Annotated in this window: 6 protein-coding genes and 1 pseudogene; 4 read left to right on the top strand and 3 right to left on the bottom strand. The window is 71.7% G+C overall.

Annotation, left to right across the window (positions count from 1 at the left end):
* The 4 genes and pseudogenes from TA90_RS07580 to TA90_RS07595 all read left to right on the top strand — a co-directional run.
* A pseudogene (locus TA90_RS07580) lies at positions 1–584 on the top strand (amidohydrolase family protein); the annotation flags it as partial.
* Positions 584–886, top strand: a complete 303-nt coding sequence (locus tag TA90_RS07585) for a hypothetical protein (protein ID WP_187120110.1) — start codon at positions 584–586, stop codon at positions 884–886. The pseudogene TA90_RS07580 and the gene TA90_RS07585, both read left to right, overlap by 1 nt.
* A 103-nt stretch (positions 887–989) precedes the next feature.
* Complete coding sequence (locus tag TA90_RS15550; protein WP_231550699.1) at positions 990–3,335, top strand: hypothetical protein; 2,346 nt, start codon at positions 990–992, stop codon at positions 3,333–3,335.
* Positions 3,336–3,423: 88 nt separating this feature from the next.
* Positions 3,424–4,311: a tetratricopeptide repeat protein gene (locus TA90_RS07595; RefSeq protein ID WP_043535536.1), complete on the top strand. Its 888-nt coding sequence runs from the start codon at positions 3,424–3,426 to the stop codon at positions 4,309–4,311.
* 184 nt (positions 4,312–4,495) lie between these two features.
* Here the strand turns inward: TA90_RS07595 and glgB are convergent, their stop codons facing one another.
* From glgB to treS, 3 genes are all read right to left on the bottom strand, one after another.
* Positions 4,496–6,679 carry a 1,4-alpha-glucan branching protein GlgB gene (glgB, locus tag TA90_RS07600; RefSeq protein ID WP_043535525.1) on the bottom strand — a complete coding sequence of 728 codons (2,184 nt, stop codon included), beginning with the start codon at positions 6,677–6,679 and terminating at the stop codon, positions 4,496–4,498.
* 87 nt (positions 6,680–6,766) lie between these two features.
* On the bottom strand, positions 6,767–8,203 hold the full coding sequence (locus TA90_RS07605) for a phosphotransferase (RefSeq protein WP_043535526.1): 1,437 nt from the start codon (positions 8,201–8,203) through the stop codon (positions 6,767–6,769).
* A partial coding sequence (treS, locus tag TA90_RS07610) for a maltose alpha-D-glucosyltransferase (protein ID WP_043535537.1) occupies positions 8,200–9,691 on the bottom strand: 1,492 nt, incomplete at its 5' end. The genes TA90_RS07605 and treS, both read right to left, overlap by 4 nt.

Below are 9,691 nucleotides of genomic sequence, written 5' to 3' on the forward strand. Positions count from 1 at the left end.
CCGCCCTGGAGTACTCCGCGAGGAGATCGCCGCGACGCCGGGCGCACGGTGCGACCGCGCGACGGTCACCCACCTCTTCAACGGGATGCCGACCCCTCCACCACCGCGCGCCCACCGGCCCCATCGCGGAGTTCCTCTCGGCGGCGGCGAGGAGCGGGGCGATCGTGGAGATGATCTGCGACGGGGTGCACCTGGACCCGTCGGTCGTGCGTGACGTGTACGAGACGGTGGGGCGCGACCAGTGCGTGCTCATCACCGACGCGATGGCGGCGGCGGGCATGGCGGACGGGCAGTACCAGCTCGGCCCGCAGGCCGTCACGGTGCATGACGGGGTCGCGCGGCTGACCGAGGGCGACTCGATCGCGGGCGGCACCTCCCACCTCCTGGACTGCGTGCGCGTGGCCGTGACGAGGGCGGGAATCCCCCTCGTCGACGCCGTGCACATGGCGAGCAAGCAGGGTGCCCGCATCATCGGCGACGACGGGATCGGACGTCTCGCCCCGGGGTGCCGGGCCGATGTGGTGGCCGTCGACGCCGACCTGCGGCCGGTGGCCGTGTGGCGTGGCGGGGAGTCCGTGGACTGATGCCGCGCTCGAGGCGCTCCCGCAAGCGGCCCTGGGGCGAGCCGCACCAGGACCTCGACCCCGACAGGCTCCACTCGCTGCCCAGGAGCGAGGTCGGGCCGGACGGCACGGTGTTCCACGTCCAGTACCTGCGCTCCTCGACCAAGGAGTACACCTGCCCGGGGTGCCGGCACCCGGTCACCGTGGGGTCGGCGAACGTGGTCGTGTGGCCCCAGGAGGCGGCGTTCGGAGTCGCGGAGGGGCCCCGGGCCCGCCGTCACTGGCACGACTCCTGTTGGAGGAGACGGCTGAGGCCCTCATGAGGGCCGAGGGGCGACGGGTGGGACGTGATGTGTGCGCGGGCCGCCGAATTGCCCGTATCGTGGGGAGGATGGGAATGGTCACCGAGTCGGAGGGATGTCAGACGTGGCACGCGTGAGGCAGTTCGCGGCGGCATTGGTCGCCGCAGTGTTGGCGCTGGTGGCCGCCGTGTTCGGTGTGCTCTCGCTGACCGTGTGGAAGCCGGCGGGGCAGGTGGTCGCCACGAGCACCCCCGACCGACCCTATGTCATGACCCGTGACAAGGTGCTCCCCCTGCTCGCCCAGGACGTGACGGTCACCGTCACGGCCCCGGACGACGAGGAGGTGTCCCTGGTCTACGGCACGACGGGAGACGTCCTCGGGTGGATCGGCGACTCGCCCTACACGGAGGTCATCGGCATCGCCTCGGGGATGACGTCCCTGCTCACGGTGGACCACCCGGGCACCGGCGGGTCGGCGCAACCGGGTGGGGACGCCCAGTCGGGTGAGGGGACACAGTCCGGGGACGGGGCCGAGTCGGGCGACGACGCCCAGTCCGGGGACGGCGCGCAGTCGGGTGCGACGCCCGCCGGGAACGACATGTGGCTGCAGCAGGCGACCGGGAAGGGGACGACGTCCCTCACCCTCACCGGCGTGCAGGCGGGCCAGTCCGTCCTCGCCGCCGTCGACGGCACTGCGGACGCCCCCCAGATCACCCTCACCTGGTCCGTGCACCAGACCAACGCCGCCGCGGTGGTGTCCTTCGCGCTCGCCGCCGTGCTGGCCGTCTTCGCTGCCCTCTTCTTCGCCTCGGAGCTGCGGACGCTGCGCCACCGCAGGCGCCGTGCCCGCCGTCTGGCCGAGCGGGCAGGGGCGGACGCCACCGAGACCCAGGTGATCCCGCTCGACCAGGTGCGTGAGATGGCCGAGGAGCACGGGGACGGGGAGGACGACGGCGCGCCCGGGGACACCGGGGCACGGGCGGACACCGGGGACCGTGGGACCACCGGGGACCACTCGGCCGCGGAGGACCACGCGGGCGCTCCCGGGTCCGGGGCCCCTGCGGATGCCGAGGTCGTCAGGAAGCCGGTGATCGGGCGCCACGGCGATGCGGGCGCGCCCGTCGACCTCGGCCCCGACGGGAGCCGGGAGGGTGACTCCGGTATCATCGACGTCTCCGGCATCAGGGAGGGCATGGCCTTCCCGACCAGGCGAGCACTGCGGGAGGCACGCGAGAAGGGTCAGCACCGGGTCGTCATCGACGGACGGGAGTTCGACACGGGGCTCATCCCCGTCGTCGGGGACGGGTCCGGGAGACCCCACCCGGAGGGGGACCGGAGGACCGGGACGCGGACCCCTCGGCTCCGGGTGGTGGGCAGGACGGAGGAGCCCGGGGATCATGGACCTCACTGGTCGCCGGATGGACCCACGGGAAGAAGGAGGACGACGATGAGACGGACTCGTGAGATCGCCGCTCTGATGGCCCTCGGCCTGGGCCTCCCGCTCGTCGGCTGCGCGCAGGGGGACCTCATCGCCGAGTCCGGGTCGCAGTCGGGCACCCAGTCCGGTGCCCAGAGCGGTTCCCCCAACCTCGACACGGACCGCATCGACTCGGTCCTCAGCGCCATCAGCTCGACCATGGAGGCCGCGGACGCGAAGAAGGACGCGGACCTGCTCACCGACCGGGTGACCGACCCCGCCCTGCGCCTGCGCAGGGCCCAGTACGCCCTCGCGGAGGCCGACGGGTCCGCGGTCCCGACCCTCGACTTCACCGCCCAGTCACTGACGGTCACCAACGACTCCTCGTGGCCGCGGGCGATCGTCGACATCTCCCAGGCGAGCGACGGCGGGCTGCCCTACGTCTTCGTCATCACCCAGGACGCCGCCCGGGACCAGTACCGCCTCCAGAACTGGTCACGCCTCCTGGGGGGCACCTCCCTGACCACGTTGTCCATCGACCAGGGCGCCGCCTACCTCGGCCCCGACGCCGCGGGGTTCACCGTGACCCCCGAGGAGGCCCTCTCGGGCTACGTCGACATGCTCAACTCGGGCACCGCCGGGGACGACACGTTCACGGCGGACGAGTTCGCCTCGATCTACCTCGACGACGCCAAGAGCCTCAACGACTCGGTCAAGGCCGCGGGCACCGTGAAGGCGAAGGCCTCCACCGGTGACTTCCCGGTCTCCGGTGTCGCCCTCGCCGACGGGTCCGCCCTGGTCGCAGGCGCGTTCACCTACACCCACACCTACCACCGCACGGTCGCCCGTTCCACCATGAAACTCGGGGGCAAGGCCGCCGCCGTCAACGAGGGCGACGACTCGGTGATCGGCACGGTCACGGTCACCTACCTCGTCACCGCGCTCTTCCGGATCCCCACGCAGGGTTCACCCGACAAGGCGAGCCTCGTGGGCGTCGAACGTGCGATCGAGTCGACCAGCAGGGACGACTCGGCGAAACCTGAAGGAGAATGACGAATTGACTGATCCAACCGGGACCCGGGACCAGACCCAGGCGACGGGGTCCGCACCGGGGGAGTCGCAGGCGGCCCCCGACGGGGCGATGGCCCACGTCGACGCCCACGGTGCGGTCGACCTCGCTGCGGTCGGGCACGGGGCACCCCAGCACCAGGTCCAGCAGGGTGGTCCCGCTGGCACCGGCCCCGTCACCGCCGGGCTCGACGTCCCCCTCATCACGGAGGTGACGGAGGCGACCTTCGAGTCCGTGATGGCGAACTCGCGCACCGTGCCCGTCGTCGTGGTGCTGTGGTCCTCCCACTCCCTCGCCTCCAAGGGCGCGTTGTCCGTGATGGAGGAGGTCGCCCGCGACAACGCGGGGCGCTTCCAGCTCGCCGAGATCGACGCGGACGCCAGCCCCGCGATCGCCCAGGCCTTCCAGGCGCAGTCGCTGCCCGCCGTGGTCGCACTGGTGGGCGGCCGACCGGTGCCGCTCTTCCAGGGCAGCCCCGTCAAGGAGCAGGTGGCCCCCGTCATCGAGGAACTCCTCAAGGTGGCCTCCCAGATGGGCGTGACCGGCCGAGTCCAGGTGGCGCCGGAGGAGACGAAGGCCCCCACGCCGCCCGAACACCTGCCGGCCCTGGCCGCAGAACAGGCGGGTGACTTGGAGGGTGCCATCAGCGCCTGGGAGAAGGTCGTGGACCTCAACCCGCGCGACGAGGTCGCCAGGTCAGAGCTCGCGCGCGTCCGTGTCGCCCACCGGGTGGCCGGGGAGTCGGGCAGCCAGGACCCGGCCTCCCGTGCCGACGCCCTCTTCGAGGCGGGGGACCGCCGCGGCGCCTTCGACCTGCTCCTGGGGATCATCGCTGACGCTCCCGACGCGGACGCCCGGGACGCCGCCCGGGTGCGACTGCTGGACCTCTTCCGGGTGGCCGGGAACACGGAGGACGTCAAGGACGCACGGCGGCGCCTCTCCACCCTGCTGATGGTCTGAGCCCAGCCGCCCCGACCCCGGCGTCCCACGGGTGCGCCCCACCCGGGGCGTCGCGACGGGAGTGGGGGACGCCCTCGTCGCGCCGACGACGGGGACGAGGGCGCCCCCGGACGCCCTGGGACACCCGGGTCGGGCAGATGGGCGGGACGGCCCGACCGCCGACCCGGACCCACCGGGCGCGGACTCAGTCCCTCCGGGGGGCCAACCAGACGGCCCCGAGCGGGGGGATCCTCAGTTCGACGGAGGCGGGCCTCCCGTTCCACGGCTGGTCCTCGGCGACGACGGGCCCGACATTGGTGACCCCGGAGCCCCCGAACTCCTCGTCATCGGTGTTGAGGACCTCCTCCCAGGTCCCCCCGAAGGGCAGGCCGACCCGGTAGCCCTCGTGCGGGTTGCCCGCAAAGTTCGACACGCACACGAGGAGCCTCTGCCCGCCCTCCGCATCGGGACCCTTGCGCAGGAACGAGATGACGTTGTGGTCCCCGTCGGAGGCGTCGATCCACTCGAAGCCCGTGTAGTCGTCGTCCCAGAGGGCGGGCTCGGAACGGTAGATCTCGTTGAGCCGTGCGACGAGCTTCTGGACCCCGGCATGGCCCTCCTGGTCCAGGAGCCACCAGTCCAGGGAGTAGGTCTCGTTCCACTCCTGCTGCTGGCCGAACTCCTGGCCCATGAAGAGCAGCTGCTTGCCGGGGTGCGACCACTGGTAGGCGTAGAGGTCGCGCAGTCCGGCCAGCTTCTGCCAGTCGTCGCCGGGCATCTTGGCGTAGAGGGAGCCCTTCCCGTGCACGACCTCGTCGTGGGAGAGGGGCAGGACGAAGTTCTCCGAGAATGCGTAGACCAGTGAGAACGTCAGCTCCCCGTGGTGCCAGCGCCGGTTGACCGGGTCCTCGCGCATGTAGCGCAGGGTGTCGTTCATCCACCCCATGTTCCACTTCATGCCGAAGCCGAGGCCGCCCCCCGAGGTCGGGGCCGTGACGCCGGGCCATGCCGTCGACTCCTCGGCGATCATGACGATGCCCGGGTCGCGGCGGTAGGCGGTGGCATTGGCCTCCTGGAGGAACTGGATGGCCTCGAGGTGCTCGCGGCCCCCGTACTGGTTGGGGCGCCACTGCCCGTCCTTGCGGGAGTAGTCGAGGTAGAGCATCGAGGCCACCGCGTCCACGCGCAGACCGTCGACGTGGAACTCCTCGAGCCAGTACAGGGCGTTGGCGACGAGGAAGTTGCGGACCTCACGGCGACCGAAGTTGAAGACGTAGGTGCCCCAGTCGGGGTGCTCACCGCGCAGCGGGTCGGGGTCCTCGTACAGGGGGGTGCCGTCGAAGCGTGCCAGGGCCCAGTCGTCCTTGGGGAAGTGCGCGGGGACCCAGTCCAGGATGACCCCGATGCCAGCCTGGTGGAGGCGGTCCACCAGGTAGCGGAAGTCGTCGGGGGTGCCGTAGCGGGCGGTGGGTGCGTAGTAGGAGGTCACCTGGTAGCCCCAGGAGCCCCCGAAGGGGTGCTCGGCCACCGGCATGAACTCCACGTGGGTGAACCCGGTCTCCTGCAGGTACGGGATCAGCTCGTCGGCGAGGCCGCGGTAACCCAGCCCCTGCCTCCAGGAGCCGATGTGCACCTCGTAGGCGGACACCGGTCCGCGGTGGGGCACCTTCGCGGGGCGCGCGTCCATCCACGCCCCGTCCGCCCACTCGTGGAAGCGGTCGGTGACCACCGAGGCGGTGGCGGGGGGGATCTCGGTGGCACGGGCCAACGGGTCGGCCTTCTGGAACCAGTTGCCGCCGGGACCCTGGATCTCGTACTTGTACCGGGCACCGACCCCGACCCCCGGGATGAAGATCTCCCACACGCCCGAGACCCCCAGGGAACGCATGGCGGAACCCGTGCCGTCCCAGAAGTTGAAGTCGCCCACCACCCGCACGGCGCGCGCGTTGGGGGCCCACACGGCGAAGGCGACACCCTCCACCTCTCCCATCTCACCGCTGTAGTGCTTGAGGTGGGCACCGAGCACCTCCCACAGCTCCTCGTGGCGCCCCTCGGAGATCAGGTACGTGTCCATCTCCCCGAGGGTCGGGAGGAAGCGGTAGGGGTCGTCGACGACGGTCTTCTGGTCGCCGTAGGTGACCTGGACCCGGTAGTCGGGGATCTGGTCCAGGGGCAGTACCGCCACCCACACGCCGTTCCTCTCGTGCGTGGCGGGGTAGGTCCCGTGCGCGGTGAGGATGTCGACCGCGTCGGCCAGGTGGTGGACCGTGCGGATGGTCACCGAGCCCTGCCCGAGGTGTGCACCGAGCACCGAGTGGGGCAGGTAGTGGCTGCCCTGGGCAACTGCGTCGAGGATGTCGGGGTCGACGGGGACTGGCGTGGGTTCCATGTCCCAATCCTCCCACGTGGAGGGCGACGGCGAGCGCCTTCCGGGCGTTGGGTGCGCACCCCGGGAACACGCCATGGGCGCCCGGCCTCAGCCCTCCTCGCCCGCGAGCTCCCTCAGCGCCCCGAGGGGGATCGCGACCCAGGAGGGGCGCAGCCGGTGCTCGTAGACGAGCTCGTAGGCGGCCTTCTCGACCATCAGGGCGTGGACGAGGAGGTCGTTGACCTCTCCGAGGCCGTGGCCGTCGGTGTACCCCTCGAGGAACGCCGCCTGCACGGAGCGGCACCAGTCGCGTCCCGGACCCGCGCCGTCCTGCCCGGGGGCCGGGGCGTCGGGGGGGACCGTCGGGAACTCGGCGGTGGTGGCCACGTTGAAGTGGCGTGGCACGAGGGAGGACTCGCGTCCCGCCTGGGCGCGGGCGTAGTCGAAGGAGCGCAGCATCCCCGCCACGTCGCGCAGGGCGAGGTCCCGGCGACGTCTCTCCTCCAGGGGCCGCAGGGGCTCACCCTCGAAGTCGAGGACGTACCACCCCCCGGCCCCCAGGAGGGTCTGGCCGAGGTGGTAGTCGCCGTGGATGCGGATCGGCGGGGGCAGCGCGCCCAGGTCGGCGACGCCCTCGACCGTGCGGCACAGGCGTTCGACGAGCCCGTCGTCGAGCTCGGTCACCTCGGCGGCGGCGGCCCGGAGGTTGCCCACGACCCGCTCGCAGAGCGCGTTCCCCGATCCCGGCTCACCGCGTCCGAAGATCTCCGCGAGGTGGTCGTGCATGCGTGCGGTCACCGAGCCGAGTTCGCGGGCGTGGCCGGTGGCGTCCTCGTGCGCGGCAGCGAGGTCGACGAAGAGCTCGAACCCGTCGTGGGCGTCCTCGACGAGCGCCGCGAGGATCCCCGAGACGGCCGGACCGCCCGCGGCCTCCTCACCCGCCGGGTCCGGGGGCACCCGAACCTCGAGATGTGCCAGGGGCGCGGGCACGTTGCCCCATCCGGCCCGTGCCAGTGCGAGGGGCACCTCGAGGTCGGGGTGCGTGCCGGGGGAGACCACCCGGAAGACCTTGAGCACGCCGCGCGGTGTGGGTCCGGGCAGCAGGACCGAGGAGTTCGACTGCTCCCCGGTCAGGAGGTGGCAGCGTCCGGACTGCTCGACCATGCCGTCGACGAGCGTGGTCGTGTCCCCGAGGTCGACCACGCCGCGGCGCGCCCACGCCCGCAGGAACGCCGGGTGCTGGGGGCCGTCGACCAGCCAGGCGCCGGCGACCCTGTCGATGACCCCCGCGGCACCCACGGGGCGTGCCTCCGTGAGGACGAGGGGCACCTGGAGGGTGTCCCCGTCCACGCGCACCAGCGAGATCCACACGGGGTCCAGGGCCTCGGACCCGTCCCACCCGGCAGGGGCCGAGTCGGGGGAGAGGTCGACGTTCTCCAGGATCTCCAACTCCGAGGAGTCGTCACCGGGGAACCAGCGCCTGGTGCGCAGCCAGGGTTCGATGACCTCGAGAAGGTCGACGTCGGGGGGCCAGGACGCGCTCATGATTCCTCCTTCGGCAGGGCGACGGTCAGCCAGTAGAAGCCGTGCCTCGCCAGGGTGATGTCGACGGACTCGCCCTCGCCGACGTCGGGGAACGGGTTCCCGGACCCCGTGTCGGAGAGGCGCCACCCGGACATGCCGGGCAGGTGGACGCTGGCGGAGCGGGGCGTGGTCGACAGGTTGTTGACGCAGAGGATCGTCTCGGCCTCGTCCCGTCTGAGGAAGGCGAGCACCGCGTCGTCCGAGGTGGACAGCAGGGTCATCGAGCCGATGCCGAAGGCGGGGTGGGCATGCCTGGTGGCCAGCATGGAACGCGTCCAGTTGAGCATGGAGGTCGCCCTCGTGCGGTGCTCGGCGACGTTGACGGCTCGCTGGTCGTAGAACGGGGTCGAGACGAGTGGCAGGTAGAAGTCCCCCGGGTCCGCGCTCGAGAACCCCGCCCCCGGGGAGTCGTCCCACTGCATGGGGGTGCGCACGCCGTTGCGGTCGGGCAGGTCGATGTCGTCGCCCATGCCGATCTCGTCGCCGTAGTAGAGGAAGGGCGAGCCCGGCAGGGACAGGAGCAGGGCCACGGCCAGCTCGACCTCACGGCGGGACCCGCGCAGCAGGGGCATGAGCCGGCGCCGGATGCCGATGTTGGCCCGCATGCGTGGTTCGGGGGCGTACCAGTGGTACATCCGCTGGCGCTCCTCCTCCGAGACCATCTCGAGCGTGAGCTCGTCGTGGTTGCGCAGGAACGTCCCCCACTGCCCGCCCTTGGGCAGGGGCGGGGTCGCGGCGAGGACCTCGCGCAGGCCGTGGCTCGACTCCTCGCGCAGGGCCGCGAAGATGCGGGGCATGATCGGGAAGTGGAAGCAGATGTGGCACTCGGGGGCGTCGTCGGTGCCGAAGTAGGCGACCACCTCGTGCGGGGGCTGGTTGGCCTCGGCGATCATCACCGTTCCGGGGAACTCCCGGTCGACCATGGCCCGCAGGCTCGCCACGTAGCGGTGGGTGGGCTCGAGGTTCTCGCAGATGGTCCCCTCCTCCTCGAAGAGGTAGGGGATCGCGTCGAGGCGGAACCCGTCCACACCGGTCGCGCACCAGAAGCGCACGACGTCGCGCATCGCCTCGCGCACCGCCGGGTTCTCGAAGTTGAGGTCGGGCTGGTGGCTGAAGAAGCGGTGCCAGAAGAACTGCCGGCGCACCGGGTCCCAGGACCAGTTCGAGTCCTCGGTGTCGACGAAGATCACCCGCGCGTCCAGGTACTCCGAGGGACGGTCCCTCCACACGTAGAAGTCGCCGTAGGGGCCCGAGGGGTCGCGGCGCGAGGCCTGGAACCACGGGTGCTGGTCGGAGGTGTGGTTGAGGACCATGTCCACCACGATGCGGATTCCCCGCGAGTGGGCCTCGATGACGAGGGTGCGGAAGTCCTCCATCGTCCCGTAGCGGGGGTCGACGCCGGTGTAGTCGGAGATGTCGTAGCCGCCGTCGGCCATCGGTGAGGGGAAG

The organism is Actinomyces polynesiensis (assembly GCF_000820725.1).
Taxonomy (GTDB): Bacteria; Actinomycetota; Actinomycetes; order Actinomycetales; family Actinomycetaceae; genus Pauljensenia; species Pauljensenia polynesiensis.

Bases quoted from the DNA above. Each gene is read 5' to 3' on its own strand.
- TA90_RS07605 (WP_043535526.1), bottom strand. From the start codon at position 8,203: ATGAGCGCGTCCTGGCCCCCCGACGTCGACCTTCTCGAGGTCATCGAA.
- TA90_RS07585 (WP_187120110.1), top strand. From the start codon at position 584: ATGCCGCGCTCGAGGCGCTCCCGCAAGCGGCCCTGGGGCGAGCCGCAC.
- glgB (WP_043535525.1), bottom strand. From the start codon at position 6,679: ATGGAACCCACGCCAGTCCCCGTCGACCCCGACATCCTCGACGCAGTT.
- TA90_RS07595 (WP_043535536.1), top strand. From the start codon at position 3,424: ATGGCCCACGTCGACGCCCACGGTGCGGTCGACCTCGCTGCGGTCGGG.